Genomic DNA, 17116 nt, shown 5'->3' on the forward strand with positions numbered 1-17116 from the left:
GACCGCCCGTTAGCTGCTAGAATACCCGGCTTTCCGTTCGGCCATTACAAGAGATCACACAACTATCATGGATCAGCAATACACTCCGCGGGACATAGAAGCCCGCGCCCAGCAATTCTGGCAAGACAATCAAAGTTTTGCTGCCCAAGAAGACCACAGCCGGGAAAAATATTATTGCCTCGCCATGTTCCCCTATCCCAGCGGCAAACTGCATATGGGCCATGTGCGTAACTACTCCATTGCCGATGTGATCTCTCGCTACCAACGCATGCTGGGTAAAAACGTGTTGCAACCCATGGGCTGGGATGCCTTTGGCCTGCCTGCCGAAAACGCCGCGGTCAAAAACAAAACCGCCCCGGCTAAGTGGACGGTAGAAAACATTGCCTATATGCGCGACCAGCTCAAACAACTGGGCTTTGCCTACGACTGGAACCGGGAGCTAGCCACCTGCAAATCTGATTACTATCGCTGGGAGCAGTGGTTTTTCACTCGCCTCTACGAAAAAGGCTTGGTGTACAAAAAGACCTCCGCCGTAAACTGGTGCCCGGTAGACGAGACCGTCCTGGCTAACGAGCAGGTTATTGACGGCTGCTGCTGGCGTTGCGACACCCAGGTACAGCGCAAAGAAATTCCCCAGTGGTTTATCAAAATCACTGACTATGCCGACCAACTTATTAACGACCTGGACCAACTCGACGGTTGGCCAGAGCAAGTTAAAACCATGCAACGCAACTGGATTGGTCGCTCCCAAGGCGTGCAAATGCGTTTTGACTTAGACGACGCCGTAGCCGGTCAAGATCACTTTGAGGTGTACACCACCCGCCCCGACACCCTAATGGGCGTGACCTACGTCAGCCTGGCGGCTGAACACCCGATCAGTTTGGCATTAGCCAAAAACAACCCCGAACTAGCCAGCTTTATCGACGAATGCCGCAACAGCTCCGTTGCCGAAGCCGATATGGCTACCATGGAGAAAAAAGGCATGGCAACGGGCCTCCAGGCCCGGCATCCTCTTACCGGCGAACCCGTACCGGTTTGGGTCGCTAACTATGTATTGATGGATTACGGCTCCGGCGCGGTCATGGCCGTGCCCGCCCACGATCAACGCGATTTTGAATTTGCCCAAAAATACGGCTTGGATATTAAACAGGTTATTGCCCCAAGCAATGAAGAAGCTATTGATTTAAGCCATGCCGCGTTTACCGACAAAGGCGTATTGCTTAACTCCAGTCAATTTGACGGCCTAGACTTTGACGCCGCTTTCGACGCGATCGCCAAGACCCTGGCAGACAAAGATAAGGGCAGAGTCACCACCAATTATCGGCTTCGCGACTGGGGTGTTTCCCGCCAGCGTTATTGGGGCGCGCCCATCCCCATGTTTAACTTGCCAGAAGGCGGAGAAATTCCGGTACCCGCTCACAAGCTGCCGGTGCTGTTGCCTGAAGATGTTGAAATGGACGGCGTACAATCCCCCATCAAAGCTGACCCCGAGTGGCGCAAAGATGAGCTGGACGGTAACCCCGTAGAACGGGAAACTGACACCTTCGACACCTTTATGGAGTCGTCTTGGTATTACGCCCGCTTTACCTGCCCCGACTTTGAAGAGGGTATGCTCGACCCCGAGCGCGCCAATTATTGGCTACCTGTAGACCAGTATATTGGCGGCATCGAACACGCTATCCTCCACCTGTTATACGCGCGCTTCTTCCACAAACTGATGCGTGACGAAGGTCTGCTCAACTCCGACGAGCCCTTCAAACAACTGTTGTGTCAGGGCATGGTGCTGAAAGACGGCGCCAAAATGTCCAAGTCCAAGGGCAACACGGTAGACCCGCAATCATTGATCGAACAATATGGCGCCGATACCGTGCGCCTGTTTATCATGTTTGCTGCGCCGCCAGAGCAAAGCCTGGAATGGTCAGACAGCGCAGTGGAAGGTTCCAACCGCTTTCTGAAACGACTCTGGAGGCTTGTTGCCAGCCATTTAGACGCCGGTGCCGCGCCCTCACTGGATACCAACAACCTCAGCAAAACCGATGCTGACCTGCGTCGCAAAACCCACGAAACGATTGCGAAGGTCAGCGACGATTACGGCCGCCGCCTCACCTTTAACACCGCCATTGCCGCCGTCATGGAACTGGTAAACGACATTGGTCGTTTTGAAAAAAGCGGCGAACAAAGCCTTGCGGTAGAGCACGAAGCCTTGGAAGCCGCCGTGGTATTGCTGGCCCCCATTGTGCCCCATATCGGCCATAGCCTTTGGGAATTACTAGGGCACCAAGAGGCTATAATTGATGCCCCCTGGCCAAAAACCGACGAGTCGGCACTGGTTCGCAGTACCATCGAAATGGCCGTACAGGTCAATGGTAAACTTCGGGGCACAATCGAAGTGGCCGCCGATGCCGACCCAGAAACCATTAAGAAACTGGCCCGCAGCCAAGAGAATGTTCAGCGCTTTATTGGCGATTTGAACATTCGCAAAGAAATTGTGGTGCCCAAAAAACTGGTGAATATCGTTGCAAACTAAACTGGCTTACACCTTCTCCTTACTCTTGCTACTCAGCCTTGTTAGCGGCTGCGGTTTTGCGCTACGCGGCGATGTTGCTCTGCCTGACACACTGCAGCCAGTGTATATCGCCAGTAACAGAGAAAGTGTTGAGCTTCGAGATTCCTTGGAGCGCCAGCTGGTGATTAACGCCATTGACGTCACCTCCCGACGCAAAGAGGCCAAGCTGATCTTAGAGCTTAAGCTACTAAAAGAAGATACTCGCAGCGTCGCGCTGGATAACGAGGCGCGAGATGCCGAGTACGCTCTCTTTGAATCAGCCAGCATCAGCCTGCGAGATGCCGAAGGTGAACCACTACACGGCCCCCGAGTCTTGCAGCAACGTCGCATTATCGTCAACGACCCCGACAACCCCGTCGGGGAAGAAACCGAATCTGAAATTGTCCGCAGTGAAATGCTAGAACAATTGAGCATTCGCATTGCTCAACAACTGGAGTACTGGGCAACCCAGCTTTCCAAGCAAAACACGCCAATCCCCAATCCCCAACAGCCCGAGACTCACTGATGCGACTGCGCCCCGAACAACTCTCGGCGCATTTGCAAAAACCACTGCAAGCCGCCTATTTGGTTACCGGCGACGAGCTGCTGCTGACCCAAGAAGCCTGTGACAAAATCCGCCAAAGCTGCCGGCAACAAGGCATTGAAGAACGAGAAGTCCTGGAAGTAGAGCGAGGCTTTGACTGGAACCAGCTGTTATCCGCGGGCAGCAGTATGTCGTTATTCGCCGACCGTAAACTCATTGAGTTGCGCCTTGGCGGCGGCAAAATGGATCAAAAAAGCTCCGCCGCCCTGCAAGAATTTTTAACCCAAAGTGATGGCAGCAACATCCTGCTGGTCAGCTGTGGTCGCTTAGACAGCCGCAGCATGAACGCAAAATGGGTAAAAGCGCTGGATGGCGCAGGTGCAGTTATTCAAGTCTGGCCCGTAGAACGACGTCAACTAAGCCAATGGATATCCCAGCGAATGCAAGACCGGGGAATGCAAGCTGACAGTGTTGCCATTGAGTTGTTAGCTGACCGGGTTGAAGGCAATTTATTAGCTGCCGATCAAGAAATTGAAAAGCTCCGAGTACTTGTTGGCGAGCGCCCTATCAACGCCGATATTGTTGCCAGCGCCGTGGCCAGCAGTGCCCGTTACGATGTGTTTAAACTCATTGATGCCGCACTGGCAGGCAACGCCGCCCAAGCCCTGCAAATGTACAGCAGCCTCAGCGCCGAAGGCAGCGAAGAAATTCCCATGCTCGGCGCCATCAGCCGAGAACTCCGCACCCTCTACCAATGCGCCACCGCCATTGAACAAGGCAACGGCATAGAGCGAGTACTGGAAAACCACAGAGTGTGGGACAAACGCAAAGGCCTCTACAAACGCTGCCTAAGCAAACACAACGTCAGCTCATTAGCTAAACTGCTGCAACTGGCAGGTAGAATCGACCCCGCCCTTAAAGGTCAAAGCGCAGAAAATGGTCCGTTATTAATGACCGAATTAGTCGCCACCTTGGCAGGAAAAACCCTCCTGCGTTAACGATTACTGCTTTACTGCGTTTTCCTTATTCAAACTCACCTGTATTCAAAACCACTTGTATTCAAAGCCACCTCAGCGTTCCGTATGCCCTCGATCTGGATCCATCCATGATCGAAGAGGAGCAGCAGCGCCGGGTCGTCAATATCAAGGCGGCCTATGAACTGGCCAAGCAGGAGTGTAGCCAGGCCGACTGGCAGCCCACGCTGGCGTAATATCTGCTCAGTGCATCACCTGATTACCGAAGGCTTGGTGGATGAAAACAACGTTCCGGGGCAGCTGCGAGATAACCCAAAGAGCAAGATAACGCGCGTCGGCGATGGTGAACACGGTGGGGTATACAAGCCGCCGCAGAATGGTCGGGATGTGGCGACGTTTGTTGGTAGCATTGATTGAATGGAATCAGTCGTTGGCCAGACAGAGGGGGTGCCTGCGCTCATTCGGGCACCGCTATTTCACCTGTATTTTGAGTGGATACACCCCTTCTGGGGCGGCAATGGTCGGGTGGGTAGGGTGCTGGAGGCCAGCATTTTGCTGGCGGCAGGTTTTCGCTACGCCCCCTTTGCCCAGACCAATTACTACCTGAACCATATCCACCAGTATTTTGCCTTGTTTAATCGCTGTCGAAAGCAAGGGGAAAACACGGCTTTCGTTGTTTTCTTCCTGGAGGGGATGCTTGAGAGCATCAACCGCCTGCACAATAGGGTCAATGCCCTGGTGGAGTTGCTGCTGTTTCGCAATCTGCTGCGTGACCGACATGAATCGCGGGACATCAACCCGCGACAATACGCCATAGCGGTTGAGGTGTTGAACCAGGGGGCGCCGGTTCCGCTGGACCAGTTTCGCGCCAGCCCCTGGCATAAAGTGTTGTACAACAGGTTGACTAGCAAGACGATGCAGCGGGATTTGCGCCAACTGCGTTCGCTGGGTTTGGTTCACCTGGATGAAAACAATCGGTTATGGCCGGGGTGCATTGAGCCAGACGCAAAGATCAAACGGCCATAGTGGCTGACGGCGCGATAATCCGGCCAGAGTGGGGATAACACGTGAGACCTAGAAACATCATCCGCGCCATCGAGAGCGCCCGGGACGGGCTGCGCCGCAGCGAGCGGCTGGTGGCGGACTATATCCTGGCCAACCGCCGGGAGGTGATTCATATGCGGATTGTCGATCTGGCCCAGGAAGCCCATGTCAGTGAGCCCACCGTGGTGCGGTTCTGTCGGGCGGTGGGCTGTGACGGATTTCAGAACTTTAAACTGACCCTGGCCCAGCATATTGCCCACAGCCCCGAGTACGCGGCCTTTTCCTTTACCGACGACGACAGCGCCCGCCAGTACACCTTCACGGTGTTTGACGCCACCATGGAGGCCCTGAAAAAAGTCCGCGACAGCATTGAGGTCGACGCGGTGGAAAAGGCGGTGGATTTGCTCGCCAACGCCCGGCGGGTGGAGCTATATGGCTTTGGCGCCTCGGCGGCGGTGGCCAGCGACGCCCAGCACAATTTCTTCCGGCTGCAGATCAGCGCCAGCGTCTACTCTGACCCCCATATGCAGGCCATGTCGGCCATGTCCCTGCACAGCGACGATGTGGTGGTGGCCATCTCCCAATCCGGTCGCACCCGCTCCCTCCTCGACGCCATCAAGCTGGCCCAGAAAAGCGGCGCCACCGTCATTGCCCTGGCCCCCAGCGGCAGCCCGGTGGCCGATGCCAGCGATTTGCCCATCTACATTGATGTCGATCTGGATGAGGGCAACTACACGCCGCTGCCCTCCCGCCTGGCCCATATGACGGTGCTGGATATTCTGGCGGTGGGCATCGCCAACACCAAAAAGGGCCTGCGGGAGCACCTGGCTACCATTGAAGCGGGCCTGCAGGCCCTGCGGCTGGACACCAGGAGTTGACCATGCTCAAGCGCTTGATTCTGGCACTCTGCATTGCCGCTGGCGCCATCATTTTAGTGGCCCTGGCGGCCTCTCTGTTCCTGGACGGCTCCCCCAACCGGGCCCGTTATGAAGTCTATGTCGATGCCCAGAACCGTATTTTTATTAATGGCGAACGGGGCACCGAGGATCGGGTCTACGACCTGGCCGGGGATATGACGGTGGATTTCCACCTTGAGCGCCACCCGGATGCCACCCTGGGTTTCTGCTTTCGCTACCGGGGGTGTGACCGGGAGTAAGCGCTTTCCACAATCCTTACATTTCTTAAGAGAGTCTTAATTTTCCCCCGCTAGCCTAACAACATCAAAAACCCGATCTGGGAAGCAATGATGTTGAAACTGCCTGCTGTCGCCCTTGCCGAAACCCCTGCCATCCCCCTGTGCCACACCGAGGATCAGGGCCTGGAGTTGCCGCCGAAACTGGCACTGGTCGGGCCCCATCACCCCCAGCGGGCGGCGGTGGAAGGTTTTATCGCCACCTGCTTTGCCCGCCGCTACAAGGCCCGTCTGAGTCACTTTATGCCGACCCTGCTGGTAATGGGTGGTGCGGCCAGGGTGGAGGCCTGCCTGGGGCTGCGCCGGGGATCGCCTACCCAGCGCTTCTTTCTGGAACAGTACCTGGATCAGCCCGCCGAGCAATTATTGGCCGGGCTGCTGCGTCGGCCGGTGGCCAGAACCGCCCTGGTGGAGATAGGCAATCTGGTCTCCCTGGGGGGCGGCCGCAGCCAGATGCTGTTTGTGGCCCTCACGTCCTTGCTCGGCCAGATTGATGCCGAGTGGGCGATCTTCACCGCTACCCCGGAGGTGCGCAAATTATTGAGCCGCCTCAAGCTGACCCAGTATGTCCTCGGCGAGGCTGACGGCCACCGCCTGGGGGCCTCCCTGGCGGACTGGGGCAGTTATTACGACGGCCGCCCCCAGGTGGTGGCGGTGCAGGTGCGCAAGGCCCGCCGGGCACTGAAGTCCTCGGTTCTCAATCGCTTGCGCCTGATCAACTGCGAACCCCAATTGCGGGCGCTATTGGCGGCGGAGGATGGCGCGCTGTGAGGGGTGACAACGGCGCGGTGACGGCGAGGCCCCAGCCCCATTTGCTTATCCAAACCTTGCGGCAGCATGCTCTGGGTCGGCCCGAGCAGATAGCTCTGGTTGGCGCTGACGAATGCTTGAGCTATGCCGGGTTGTGGCGTCGGGTGGAGGAGTTGGCGGCGACCCTGATCGAGATGAAGGTAGCCCGCCTGGCCCTGCGGGCGGACAATGGTCCCGCCTGGATTCTGGTGGATCTGGCCTGCCTGGCCGCCGACATTGTGTGCGTGCCGCTGCCCACGTTTTTTTCCCCGGGGCAGCTTGCCCACAGCCTGGCCGACAGCGGCTGCGATGCCGTGCTCAGCGAGGGTGTGGGGTTTACCGAGGATGCCGAACCCTTTGCGCCCCTGCCCACCCTGTTGTGCTCCCGCATCGCCGTGCCCACGCCCCCGGCACTGCCTGTCGGCACCGCTAAAATCACCTATACGTCGGGCTCCACCGGCCAGCCCAAGGGCGTGTGCCTGTCGGTGTCCAATCAACAGCTTACCGCAACAGCCCTCAACCAGGCGCTGCAGCATGTGCCCATGGGGCGCCACCTCGTCACCCTGCCCCTGGCGACCCTGCTGGAAAATGTGGCGGGGATCTACACCACCCTGATGCGTGGCGCGACGCTGGTGGTGCCGGGTCTGGCGGCGCTGGGGTGGCAGGGCAGCTCGGGGATGGATATTGACGCCCTGTGCGCCTGTTTGGATCGCCACCAGTGTGCCAGCCTGATCATTCTGCCCCAGATGCTGCGGGCCTTTAACCGGGTGCTGGCCAGCGGGCGGTGGCATCCGCCTGCCAGTCTTCAGTTTGTGGCGGTGGGTGGTGCCCGCTGCGCCGCCAGTGATATTCAGCAGGCCCGGGAGGCGGGCCTGCCGGTATATGAGGGCTATGGCCTGTCGGAATGCGGCTCGGTGGTGTGCCTGAATCGACCCGGCCAGGACCGCCCCGGCTCGGCCGGGCGGCCGCTGGATCACTGCCAGCTTCGCACCATTAATGGCCAGTTAGAAGTGCGGGGCAATGTCTGCCTGGGCTATCTGGGCGATGCGGCGGCGCCATCCGGCAACTGGCTGGCCACCGGCGACCTGGCCAGTATCGACCCCAATGGCTATGTCTGGTTATCCGGTCGCAGCAAGAATCTGCTGATCAGCAGTTTTGGCCGCAATGTTTCCCCCGAGTGGCCCGAGAGCGAGTTGTTGGCCTGCCCGGAGATCCAGCAGTGTCTGGTGTTTGGTGATGCCCGGCCCTACTGCGGCGCCCTGATTCTGATGGCCCCCGATGTCACCCCGGAGCAGGTCGACGCCTGTCTGGAACAGGTTAATCAGGGCCTGCCCGATTACGCCAAGCTGGCCTGCTGGCAGGGGATTGGCGAGCCCTTCTCGGTCGCCAACGGCTTTCTGACCGCCAACGGCCGCCCCCGGCGGGAGGCCATTCTCGAACATTACTGCGACCTTATTGCTGCCTGCTATCGGCAGGCCGACTAGCTACAGGAGAACAACCATGTCTTTTTACGAACAACTGCAAAGCCAAACCCAGCTGGAGCGCCAGTCCCTCCAATCGGTGGAGTTCATAGGCCGGGGGGTGGGTGGACGCCTGGACCGGGAGGACTACATTGCCTTTCTCAGTCAGGCCTATCACCACGTAAAACACACGGTGCCGCTGCTGATGTGCTGCGGCGGGCGCCTGCCGGAGCACTACGAGTGGCTGCGGGTGGCAGTGGCGGAATATATCGAGGAAGAAACCGGCCACCAGGAGTGGATTCTCAACGACATTGCCGCGGCCGGGGGCGACGCCGAGGCGGTGCGCCAGGGCCAGCCAGCCCTGAGCACCGAGCTGATGGTGGCCTACGCCTACGACCAGGTGCAGCGCCGCAACCCGCTGGGATTTTTCGGCATGGTGCAGGTGTTGGAGGGCACCAGTATCGCGGTAGCCGATATGGCGGCCAATGCCATCCAGCAGAGCCTGGGGCTGCCCAACACGGCCTTTACCTATCTGAAAAGCCACGGCGCCCTGGATGTGGGCCACGTGGATTTTTTCCGGGGACTGATGGATCAGATTACCGACCCTGAAGACCAGCAGTGCATTGTCCATGCCGCCAAGGTGTTTTACCGCCTGTACGGCAACATCTTCCGGGAGCTGGCCGAAACCCGCTTCCTGCATGCCGCCTGAGCGCAGGGACCCCGCCATGACCACTGCATCACTCACCATTGTATTGACCGGCGCCACCGGCGGCATTGGCCAGGCGCTGGCCCGGGCCCTCGCCGCCCAGCATCACCGGCTGGTGCTGCTGGGCCGGGATTCCGCCGCCCTGGAAACCCTGCGGCTGGGGCTGGCCAACCCCGACGGGCATCGCTGCTACCCGGTGGATCTGACTGACCCCGCCGCCATTGACCGGTTTTGTCAGGACGCACTCGCTGCCGGGGTCGATGTGCTGATCAATAATGCGGGTTGTGCCCAATTTGCGATGCTGGAAGATAGCCGGGATGAGGCGAGGCTACTCAGCCTGAATCTGCTGGCGCCGATTCGCCTGTGCCGGAGCCTGTTACCGGCGCTGTTGGCCAGTGGCAGGGGGCGGATAATCAATGTGGGGTCGTCCTTTGGCGGGATTGGTTATCCCGGCTTCAGCCTGTACTGCGCCAGCAAATTTGGCCTGCGGGGGTTTAGCGAGGCATTGCAGCGGGAATTGGCCGACCAGAATATTGCCGTCCACTACCTGGCCCCCCGGGCGGTGGCCACCGAGATGAACACCGCCGCAGTGGTGGCCATGAACAAGGCCCTGGGCAATGCCATGGACACACCGGAAGTGGTGGCCCAGGCGCTGTTAAAACTCCTCAGCAAGGGCGCACACCCTGGCAGCCGCTACCTGGGCTGGCCCGAGCGCTTCTTTGTGCGCCTCAATGCGTTGCTGCCAGGGGTAGTCGCGAAGGCGCTGCGCAAGCAGTTACCCGTTATCCGACGCTTTGCCAAAGCCAACCTGGAGACCTTGTGATGCCAACAATCATTCGCGCCATTTTTATGATGTTAGTTTTTATACTGGGCGGCCAAACGGTGCTGGCCCAGGATGAGGGCGGCGTGCTGTCCTATGCCAAGCGCTGGGCGGAGGTGCAATACCAGCTTGAGGGAGACGCCCAAACGGCGGGTTTTGAGGCCTTGATCGACCAGTTGGACGCGGCCCTGGTGGCGGCGCCCAACAGTGCCGAGTTGCTGACCTGGCGGGGCATCGTCAAAGCCAGCCTGGCGGGCAGCAAGGGTGGCCTGGGAGCGCTGTCGCTGGTGAAACAGGCCAGGAAGGACTTTGAGACGGCCATCGCCACCGATGACAATGCGCTGCAGGGCGCCGCCTATACCAGCCTGGGCTCGCTGTACTATCAGGTGCCGGGCTGGCCCCTGAGTTTTGGCGATACCAATAAGGCCGAGCAGCATTTGCGCCAGGGCTTGACCCTGGCCCCGGCGGATATCGACGCCAATTACTTTTACGCGGATTTTCTGCTGCAGCAGGGTCGCCTCGATGAGGCAAAGGTGTATATTACCAAGGCAGAGGCGGCGCCCCCCAGGCCCCTGCGTCCGCTGGCGGATGCGGGGCGCCGCAAGCAATTAGCAGAACTGAAAAAGAAAGTTGAATAGGCTCAATGCGTGTATTGCTGATTGAAGACGACGCCTCCCTCGCCAGGGGAATGGACACCGCGCTGCGCCGGGCGGGTTATGCCGTGGACTGGGCGGCCACCGCTGCCGATGGCCGCCGTCACATCGAGGCGGGCAATCTGGATCTGGTCATCCTCGATCTGGGCCTGCCGGATATGGACGGCAAGGTACTGCTGCGGTCCCTGCGCGGGGCCCGGGTGAGCTTGCCAGTGCTGATCCTGACCGCCCGGGACGGGCTGGAGGACAAAATTGCCGGGCTCGATGCCGGTGCCGATGACTACCTCACCAAACCCTTTGAATTTGCCGAGCTCTTGGCGCGACTGCGGGTGCTGGCCCGCCGGGGTGGTCAGATCGCCGAGCCAGAGCAGCACTTTGGTGCCCTGCGTATCAACCTGTCCAGCCACCAAGTGTGGCTCGATAACGAGGAGCAAAAGCTGTCCCGGCGGGAGTTTGCCATTCTGCGGGCCCTGGCCGACCGGCCGGGGCAGATACTCAGCCGCGAGCAAATCGAGGAAAAACTGTACGGCTGGGGAGATGAAGTCAACAGCAATACGGTCGATGTCCACATTCACAATCTGCGTAAAAAGCTGGGCCAGGGCGTGATCAATAATGTGCGCGGGGTGGGTTATCTGCTGGCGGCGAACGACAAGGGCGCTCGGTGAGTTCACTGCGCCAGTTTTTGCTGGTAACGGTGTTGGCCACCCTGGTGTTGGTGAATTTTCTGGCGGCGATTCACGGCTACCAGCGCAGTATGGTGGCGGCCAGTGCCATGCTTGATGACAAGCTGAAAGGTTTTGCCCACCAGCTGCTGAGCCTGCCCTTGACCGGGTCGGCCATGCCTGCGGCCAGCGACGATGGTTTGGCGTTTCAGTTAACCGCGGGCAATGTAACCGCGGGCAATGGCCATATGTTCTGGCGCTCCAGCCACACCCCCGTGCAGGCCCTGGACACCCCGGAGGGCTTCAGCGAGGTGAACTTTGGCGGTTTCCGCTGGCGGGCCTACAGCCAACAGGCCGACGCCCCGCCCCGGCGGGTGGTGGTCGCGGAGCGGGTCGACCTGCGCTTTGGCCTGACCGAAAAGGTCATTATCGAATCGATTCTCCCGATGCTGCTCAGCCTGCCGCTGGCGGGTATGTTGATTTGGCTTATCGTCAGCTATGGCCTGCGCAGCCTCAAGGAGCTGGCCCGCAAGCTTCGTCTCAAATCCAGCGACGACCTGCAGGCCATCAGCCTCAGCGAGGTTCCCGCCGAACTGGCACCGGTGCTGGAATCGGTGAACTCACTGATGACGCGCCTGCAGGCGGCCTTTGAGCGGGAGCGGCGCTTTTCCGCCGATGCCGCCCACGAGCTGCGCACCCCCATTACCGCCATTCGAATGCATGTGCACAACGCCATGACGGCGCCGGAATCGGCGGCGGAATCCCTCGGTCAGTTGCAGGTGGATGTGCAGCGCCTGTCCCATCTGATCGAGCAGATGCTGGACTTGCATCGCACCGAGCCAGAGAGCTACGGCGGTCATTTTGAGGCGGTTGACCTGGGAGCGCTGGTGCGGGAGATAATCGCCAGGCATTACGATCAGTTTGCCGACAAGCAGCAACATATTGGACTCAATGGTCAGGCCCCCGCCGTGCGTGGTGACCGCTTTGCCCTGGAAATTCTGCTGCGCAATTTACTCAGCAATGCCAACAAATACACCCCGGTGGGGGGGGAGATACAGGTGAATTTGGCCGCCGATAACACCGGCGTGCGGCTGAGTGTTGCCGACAATGGCCCGGGGATCAGCCCGGCGGATCGGGAGCGTATTTTCGAGCGCTTTTACCGGGTGGGGGGAGACCGCCACAGCTCCGGCGAAAGCGGCTGTGGCCTGGGTTTGTCCATCGTCAGTCATATTGCGGCCCTACACCGGGCCGATTTGCAGCTGGGGGTCGGTATTGGCGGGCTGGGTTTGAGCGTCAGCCTGGTGTTTCCCACTGCCGAAGCATTAGAGAGGGTAAGTGAATGAGGCATTGGCGATGCTGGAGTGGCGCACTTTGCTTGGCCCTGGCCGCCGCCAGCGCCCAGGCGGGCAAGCCGGAAGTTCATCTGGCGATTGAAAACAACCTGTTTCAGCCCGCTGTGCTGGAGGTGCCCGCCAACACCAAATTCAAACTGGTGGTGGCCAACCGCGACCCCACCCCGGAGGAGTTCGAGAGTTATGAACTCAACCGGGAAAAGGTGATTCTGGGCGGCCAGTCGGCGATTATTTTTCTGGGGCCATTGGCGCCGGGGGAATATCCCTTTTTTGGCGAGTTTAACCCCAACACGGCCCAGGGCCGGATGATCGCCAAGTGAAGGGCGGGGCAGGGTCATGTTAAGTAACAGCGTTGTCATTCTGATTCGGGAGGTGCTGGAGGCGGCACTGTTGTGCGCGGCCATCCTGGCGATGTGTCGTCAGTTTTCCCTGAGCATTCGGGCTGTGTGGGTGGCCCTGGTGCTGGGCTTGGCAGCGGCCATTGGTTATGCAAAGAATTTGGCCACCATTGCGGGATGGTTCGATGGCGTCGGCCAGGAGGTGGGCGACGCAGCCTCCCAGTTTGCCCTGGTGCTGTTGCTGCCGCTGATCGTGATGCGGTTTATCCGCCGCTATTACCGTCACCACCGCAGCGGCGACACCCTGGTGCTGACCCTGCTGGTTGGCGCCGCGCTGGTGTTGGCGGTAATGCGGGAGGGCGCGGAAATTTATCTGTATGTGGCTTCCTTCCAGTGGCAGCCGGAAAAGCGTCAGGCCCTGGCCATCGGCGCCCTGATTGGCTCGGGGATTGGCTTCAGTATCGGCGCGCTGGTGTACTACCTGTTGCGCCTGCTGCCCAAGCCCCGGGGCATTCTGGTCGCGGGGGTGGTGCTGAATCTGGTGGCCGGGGGCATGGCCGTGCAGGGCTGCAAAATGCTGATCCAGGCCGATTGGCTGCCCGATGGTGAGGTTTGGAACAGCAGCTGGCTGGTGCCGGAGGATTCGGTAACCGGGCAGCTGCTTTACGCTCTGATGGGCTACGAAGCCACCCCCGCGCCGGTGCAGGTATTCGCCTATGTTATCGTGTTAGGCGTCATCGTCCTCAGTCAGGGGGCTATAGTTATGTCCTATCGGAACAAGACCTAGCGAAATGGAAATGACCGTGAAACATCCAATAATGCTGACTGTTGCATTGCTCTGCAGCGGCGCGGCACTGGCCGATGGCACCGTGGTGGACACGGTATACGATCCCTATGTGAATGCCCTGGAAAAAGAAGTGGAGTACCGGCTGGTGCGCACCCAGGGCGGCCGCAGTCTGCATCGCCTGGGCATAGCCAGCTCCCTCACCGACCGGCTGGCGGTGGAGGTCTATGGCCTGAGCGAGGACAGCCGCATGGGCACGCTGGAAGGTGGCGAGCTGGAGTTCAAATACCAGCTCACAGAACAGGGAGAGTATTTTGCCGACGTTGGTGTATTGGCCGAATATGAATACGAGGACGCTGATCACAATAACGAAGGCAGCCTGACGCTGCTGGCGGCCAGTGCCTGGGGCGCCCATGTCTCCGCCGCGAATCTGTCCCTGGGCTATGAAAATCGCGGTGCCCTGGCCGACGAATGGGAAACGAGCCTGAGTTTGCAAACCCGCTACCGCTTGCGCCAATGGCTGGAACCGGGGGTGGAGTTCTACGCTGGCGAGGATTACCGGGGTATCGGCCCGGTGCTGGTGGGCACAACCCGCCTGGGCGTGGCTAAATCCCTGCGTTGGGAAATTGGTGCCATCGCTGGGCTGACCGATGACAGCGCTGACTACACACTGCGCCTGTCTTTTGAATACGAATTTTATTGAGCAGGTTTACGGCCGCAGTGCGGCAATCAAGGCGGTACGGCTGTGGACGCCGAACTTTTTATAGATGCGGCGCAGATGGTTTTCCACGGTGTAATAGGACAGGGAGAGATTGTCGGCAATTTCCTTATTGCTGTGTCCCTTGAGTACCTCGCAGATGACTTGCTGCTCCCGTTTGGTGGCGCAAACCAGGGCGTCCTGGAGTTCACTGCCCTGTCCGGGTTCAATGATACTGCCACGGATGACATCAACGGATTGGTCGACAATAAAATCCCTGCCGTAGCTGAGCCACGCTTCCATGCTGTTGAGGGCACTGTCGACTTGCAGGTGACGGCCCCGGGTCAGTATTTGCACCCCAATGACCAACAGCAAATTGCTGGACAAGGTGTGCCTCCAGAGCTATCGACCTTAGCATTTTGCATATCAACGACCATCACTCACATATCGAAGCGGAAAATTTTGATTTTGATCTCAGTTCACTGAGCTTGTCAGCACGCACAGAAGCTGGCGATGAGCTGGACGAAATCAGTGTTAGTTACGGTGGTTTTCCAATGCTAGTCAACCTGTTTAATACGCTGGCAGGACAAAGCGAAAATGTCCTGAAACTACACGCTGGCGACTCGATTACCGGCACCTTGCTCAACACCTTGTTTAAAGGTGTAGCAGATGCTGATGTGATGAACCAAATCTGCTTTGACGCCTTCGCCCTGGGCAACCACGAATTTGACGGCGGCGACTCTGGCTTAGCGTATTTTCTCGACGCCCTAAACGCCACGGCATGTCACACGCCAGTATTAGCAGCCAATGTCGTGCCCGGAGACGCATCGCCTATTAAAGAAGGATATATTCAGCCTTATACAATAGTTAAACGTGAAGGCGAACAGATCGGCATTATCGGTTTAGACATTGCAGGCAAAACCAAAAACTCCTCGCGCCCCGATGCAGGTACCGAGTTTCTTGATGAAACGGCAACAGCCCAACAATATATCGACGAGCTAGCCGCACTTGGGGTGAACAAAATTATTCTGCTTACCCACTACACGTTTGAAGGCGACAAAGTTTTAGCGACTAAGCTAAAAGGCGTCGATGTCATTGTCGGCGGCGACTCACACTCATTGTTAGGCAGCGACAATTTTGCAGCTCTGGGATTTAATCCAGTCGGCGACTACCCCACTCAAATCACCAATCTGGACGGCGACCCGGTTTGCGTAGTGCAAGCGTGGGAGTATGCCCACCTGCTCGGCAAGCTCGATGTAAGCTTTGACGAGAACGGCGTTGTTTCCACCTGCGCTGGCCAGCCATATATGCCCGTACGCAATGCATTTAGCTATGCCTATAACGATACCGAAAACCGCAACTTAAATAGCAATGACAGTTATCTTATTACCCAGGCGTTGTCCGCTTACCCCGAGCTGGTTGTCACTCAAGCAGATGCAACCACAGCCCAAATTGTCGACAGCTATGTCTCTCAAACAGTGGAGCTGCAACAAAGCGTAATTGGCACTATCAGCAATGATCTGTGCCTGGACCGCTTTCCCGGCGAAGGCCGCTCTGCACTGTGCAACGCCTCAGCCACCTCGGCAATGGGTAGCGATATCTCCAACATCGTTGCCAAAGCCTTTATGACCGTCACACCCACCGCCGATATTGGCATACAAAACGGCGGTGGCGTGCGGGTAGATGTCGCTGCCGGTGAATACACCATAGCTGATGCCTACACCTTGCTGCCCTTTTCCAACACACTAGTGACCTTAGAAATGAGCGGTCAGCAAGTGATAGACGTGCTTGAAGACGCCCTTGCCAATGCATTAGATAACGCAGGTTCTACCGGCTCATATCCCTATGCATCAGGCCTGCGCTATGAAGTAGACGCCTCACAAAGTGCTGGCAGCCGGGTGAGCAATGTTGAAGTAAACCCCCGCGTTTCCGGCAGCTGGACAGCCATCGACACCAGCGCAACCTACACCGTAGTGACCAATGACTTTATTGCCTCAGGCCAAGATGGCTACACCACCTTCGGGCCCATCTTTACCGCCGGTGACTTCGTGGACACCTTCACCGAATATGCACAGGGCTTTGTCGATTACGTGAATGCCTTAACTGCCAACGGCATGAACCTGCAAAAACTACCGGTGGACGAGTACTCAACTCAAAATTACATCGGCCGAGATGGCTGCAATCATGGCACCGAGTCCTGCACCGGCTACTAAGAAGTCTCTTTAATAGATACCGCCCGTTTGCCAAGTAAAGCGTTCTGATAATGTGAATCGAATGCCGCCTTGCATCCGGGCCGGTTGCTAGAAGCTAAGCCTCTAGCACCGATGAAATGTACCGATGGCTTGCACATCTACTTGCACATCTAGATGTGTTCTTCAAAGGATCCTCCGGTTTGACCCGCGCAAAATTCAGCCGGAAGATACCAGTCGATCAATCCAACACTGGCAAAACGCATCGAAACCAGAATGGTTATTATAGTTTCAACCCCATTTACAATCCCTGATACCACATTTAAGTACCGCTTCTATTGCAAAAACCCTCTCCAACGCCCCAGCC

At 58.2% G+C, this 17116-nt stretch carries 19 protein-coding genes; 18 read left to right on the forward strand and 1 reads right to left on the reverse strand.

Translation table 11 applies throughout. The features are described from left to right. The first annotated feature begins 67 nt into the window (after positions 1 to 67). The 17 genes from leuS (at position 68) to IMCC21906_RS15735 (ending at position 14566) form a co-directional block, all read left to right on the forward strand. Positions 68 to 2527: a leucine--tRNA ligase gene (leuS, locus tag IMCC21906_RS15660; protein ID WP_047012941.1), complete on the forward strand. Its 2460-nt coding sequence runs from the start codon at positions 68 to 70 to the stop codon at positions 2525 to 2527. Next, positions 2517 to 3071, forward strand: a complete 555-nt coding sequence (lptE, locus tag IMCC21906_RS15665) for an LPS assembly lipoprotein LptE (protein ID WP_047012942.1) — start codon at positions 2517 to 2519, stop codon at positions 3069 to 3071. The genes leuS and lptE overlap by 11 nt, the downstream gene beginning before the upstream one ends. After that, complete coding sequence (gene holA, locus IMCC21906_RS15670; RefSeq protein ID WP_047012943.1) at positions 3071 to 4087, forward strand: DNA polymerase III subunit delta; 1017 nt, start codon at positions 3071 to 3073, stop codon at positions 4085 to 4087. Before lptE ends, holA begins: the two co-directional genes overlap by 1 nt. Before the next feature lie 222 nt (positions 4088 to 4309). Continuing rightward, positions 4310 to 4480 carry a hypothetical protein gene (locus IMCC21906_RS16915; protein ID WP_156166067.1) on the forward strand — a complete coding sequence of 57 codons (171 nt, stop codon included), beginning with the start codon at positions 4310 to 4312 and terminating at the stop codon, positions 4478 to 4480. Further along, positions 4481 to 5089 carry a Fic family protein gene (locus tag IMCC21906_RS15675; protein WP_052763583.1) on the forward strand — a complete coding sequence of 203 codons (609 nt, stop codon included), beginning with the start codon at positions 4481 to 4483 and terminating at the stop codon, positions 5087 to 5089. It abuts the gene before it with no gap. Between the two features lie 41 nt (positions 5090 to 5130). After that, a complete protein-coding gene (locus IMCC21906_RS15680) occupies positions 5131 to 5985 on the forward strand; it encodes an SIS domain-containing protein (protein ID WP_082117506.1) in 855 nt (284 codons plus the stop codon). Between the two features lie 2 nt (positions 5986 to 5987). Next, on the forward strand, positions 5988 to 6263 hold the full coding sequence (locus IMCC21906_RS15685; RefSeq protein WP_047012944.1) for a hypothetical protein: 276 nt from the start codon (positions 5988 to 5990) through the stop codon (positions 6261 to 6263). A gap of 87 nt (positions 6264 to 6350) precedes the next feature. Then, positions 6351 to 7070, forward strand: coding sequence for a thermostable hemolysin (locus tag IMCC21906_RS15690; protein WP_082117507.1), 720 nt, complete (start codon positions 6351 to 6353; stop codon positions 7068 to 7070). A 17-nt stretch (positions 7071 to 7087) separates the two neighbouring features. After that, positions 7088 to 8572 (forward strand): AMP-binding protein, encoded by a 1485-nt coding sequence (locus IMCC21906_RS15695; protein ID WP_369795845.1) that lies wholly within the window; start codon positions 7088 to 7090, stop codon positions 8570 to 8572. A 16-nt stretch (positions 8573 to 8588) separates the two neighbouring features. Further along, entirely contained in the window at positions 8589 to 9257 is a 669-nt protein-coding gene (locus IMCC21906_RS15700; RefSeq protein ID WP_047012945.1) for a TenA family transcriptional regulator, read from the forward strand. 16 nt (positions 9258 to 9273) lie between these two features. Then, complete coding sequence (locus tag IMCC21906_RS15705) at positions 9274 to 10077, forward strand: SDR family oxidoreductase (RefSeq protein ID WP_047012946.1); 804 nt, start codon at positions 9274 to 9276, stop codon at positions 10075 to 10077. Then, positions 10077 to 10712 carry a tetratricopeptide repeat protein gene (locus tag IMCC21906_RS15710; RefSeq protein WP_047012947.1) on the forward strand — a complete coding sequence of 212 codons (636 nt, stop codon included), beginning with the start codon at positions 10077 to 10079 and terminating at the stop codon, positions 10710 to 10712. The genes IMCC21906_RS15705 and IMCC21906_RS15710 overlap by 1 nt, the downstream gene beginning before the upstream one ends. Positions 10713 to 10717: 5 nt before the next feature. Then, positions 10718 to 11392, forward strand: coding sequence for a response regulator (locus IMCC21906_RS15715; RefSeq protein WP_047012948.1), 675 nt, complete (start codon positions 10718 to 10720; stop codon positions 11390 to 11392). Beyond that, positions 11389 to 12732 (forward strand): ATP-binding protein, encoded by a 1344-nt coding sequence (locus IMCC21906_RS15720; protein ID WP_047012949.1) that lies wholly within the window; start codon positions 11389 to 11391, stop codon positions 12730 to 12732. The genes IMCC21906_RS15715 and IMCC21906_RS15720 overlap by 4 nt, the downstream gene beginning before the upstream one ends. Positions 12733 to 12764: 32 nt before the next feature. Beyond that, positions 12765 to 13061 carry a cupredoxin domain-containing protein gene (locus IMCC21906_RS15725; RefSeq protein ID WP_231580292.1) on the forward strand — a complete coding sequence of 99 codons (297 nt, stop codon included), beginning with the start codon at positions 12765 to 12767 and terminating at the stop codon, positions 13059 to 13061. Positions 13062 to 13077: 16 nt separating this feature from the next. Next, on the forward strand, positions 13078 to 13866 hold the full coding sequence (locus IMCC21906_RS15730; RefSeq protein ID WP_052763586.1) for an FTR1 family protein: 789 nt from the start codon (positions 13078 to 13080) through the stop codon (positions 13864 to 13866). A 16-nt stretch (positions 13867 to 13882) separates the two neighbouring features. Further along, positions 13883 to 14566: a hypothetical protein gene (locus tag IMCC21906_RS15735; protein ID WP_156166068.1), complete on the forward strand. Its 684-nt coding sequence runs from the start codon at positions 13883 to 13885 to the stop codon at positions 14564 to 14566. Between the two features lie 6 nt (positions 14567 to 14572). Here the strand turns inward: IMCC21906_RS15735 and IMCC21906_RS16920 are convergent, their stop codons facing one another. Further along, on the reverse strand, positions 14573 to 14947 hold the full coding sequence (locus IMCC21906_RS16920) for a response regulator transcription factor (RefSeq protein ID WP_052763588.1): 375 nt from the start codon (positions 14945 to 14947) through the stop codon (positions 14573 to 14575). A gap of 32 nt (positions 14948 to 14979) precedes the next feature. Between IMCC21906_RS16920 and nadN the strand changes: the two genes are divergently transcribed. Next, positions 14980 to 16773, forward strand: a complete 1794-nt coding sequence (nadN, locus tag IMCC21906_RS15740) for an NAD nucleotidase (RefSeq protein ID WP_052763589.1) — start codon at positions 14980 to 14982, stop codon at positions 16771 to 16773. Positions 16774 to 17116 lie beyond the last annotated feature (343 nt).

The sequence above is a fragment of the Spongiibacter sp. IMCC21906 genome (assembly GCF_001010805.1).
Classification (GTDB): domain Bacteria; phylum Pseudomonadota; class Gammaproteobacteria; order Pseudomonadales; family Spongiibacteraceae; genus Spongiibacter.

Coding starts and splice junctions, on each gene's coding strand:
- IMCC21906_RS15705 (WP_047012946.1), top strand. CDS start 9,274: ATGACCACTGCATCACTCACCATTGTATTGACCGGCGCCACCGGCGGC.
- IMCC21906_RS15675 (WP_052763583.1), top strand. CDS start 4,481: ATGGAATCAGTCGTTGGCCAGACAGAGGGGGTGCCTGCGCTCATTCGG.
- IMCC21906_RS15715 (WP_047012948.1), top strand. CDS start 10,718: ATGCGTGTATTGCTGATTGAAGACGACGCCTCCCTCGCCAGGGGAATG.
- IMCC21906_RS15700 (WP_047012945.1), top strand. CDS start 8,589: ATGTCTTTTTACGAACAACTGCAAAGCCAAACCCAGCTGGAGCGCCAG.
- IMCC21906_RS15690 (WP_082117507.1), top strand. CDS start 6,351: ATGATGTTGAAACTGCCTGCTGTCGCCCTTGCCGAAACCCCTGCCATC.
- IMCC21906_RS15710 (WP_047012947.1), top strand. CDS start 10,077: ATGCCAACAATCATTCGCGCCATTTTTATGATGTTAGTTTTTATACTG.
- IMCC21906_RS15730 (WP_052763586.1), top strand. CDS start 13,078: ATGTTAAGTAACAGCGTTGTCATTCTGATTCGGGAGGTGCTGGAGGCG.
- leuS (WP_047012941.1), top strand. CDS start 68: ATGGATCAGCAATACACTCCGCGGGACATAGAAGCCCGCGCCCAGCAA.
- IMCC21906_RS15685 (WP_047012944.1), top strand. CDS start 5,988: ATGCTCAAGCGCTTGATTCTGGCACTCTGCATTGCCGCTGGCGCCATC.
- holA (WP_047012943.1), top strand. CDS start 3,071: ATGCGACTGCGCCCCGAACAACTCTCGGCGCATTTGCAAAAACCACTG.